The organism is Amycolatopsis orientalis DSM 40040 = KCTC 9412 (assembly GCF_000478275.1).
Classification (GTDB): Bacteria; Actinomycetota; Actinomycetes; order Mycobacteriales; family Pseudonocardiaceae; genus Amycolatopsis; species Amycolatopsis orientalis.
Map to the genome: position 1 here is coordinate 1 of NZ_ASJB01000018.1, position 951 is coordinate 951.

General features: G+C 59.9%; 1 protein-coding gene. It reads right to left on the reverse strand.

The genetic code is table 11. The annotated features are described in order from the left end of the window. Positions 1–166: 166 nt before the first annotated feature. On the reverse strand, positions 167–951 hold a 785-nt coding region (locus L324_RS06080; RefSeq protein WP_037304915.1), incomplete at its 5' end, for an IS4 family transposase.

Genomic DNA, 951 nt, shown 5'->3' on the forward strand with positions numbered 1-951 from the left:
GCAATGCCGCTAAGTTAAGCGTGGTGTGATCAGGATCTTCGGTGGGACGTCGTAGCGCTGCTCGTGGTGGCTGGGGCGTTTGATTCGGTGGTATTTGGCGAAATGTCGTCGTACGACGCGCGGGTAGCTGCGGCGACGTCGGGCAGGGTTGACTATTTCGAGGATTTCAGCGATGGCGAGGTTTTTTGCTTTCGTGAGTTTGCGAGGGGGAAAAGTCCGCCTGCCCCGTGATCTGGCGGCGGATTATCCGGAGGCTGCGGATGAAGGACAGTCGGTCCGGGTCGATGTCCGCGGTGTCGGCGGCTTCGAGCATGAGGTGCCGGATTGCGTAGTGCGCAAGGAGGATTCCCCAGATTTCCTGTTTGACCATCTCCGGTGATTTGGAGCGCAGGACGCGACCGTGCCCAAGCTGGTGGATCTCGATTTCGTCGAGAGTGAGCTCGAACTCCCAACGTTCGTGGTATAGCGCGGCCAGATCGTGGGCGGGTGCGTCTTCGTGGTCGAGAATCGAAGTGATCAGCCGAAAAGTTTCGGGACCGTCTTCCTGACGATTACTTATGGTGTACTCGACCACGCGACACGGCGTTCCCGACGCCGCGAGGATGGCATTCTCGTCTCGACCGGGGCGCGCGGCCCGCTGACGAATCTTGCTTTGATGCTCGGGATCGAGCAACACCGACCGGTACGATCCGTCCGGATAGACCTCGAGTGCCGGAAGCACCATCTTGGAGGACGTGCGGAACAGAAGGTCGGCTCCGATGTCTCTCACTGAGTGCCACAGCTTGTAGCTGTAGAAGCCTCGATCCGCCAAGAGCAGCATGTCCGGTTCGATGTCGGGGAGCAGTTGCGGGACAAGTGTTTGCTCGCCGGTGTGCCATGTTCCGAGAGCAGCACCGACGATCGCATGCGTCCCGCACTCTCCCAGGCCGACCATGCGAACCAAAGGAAAAG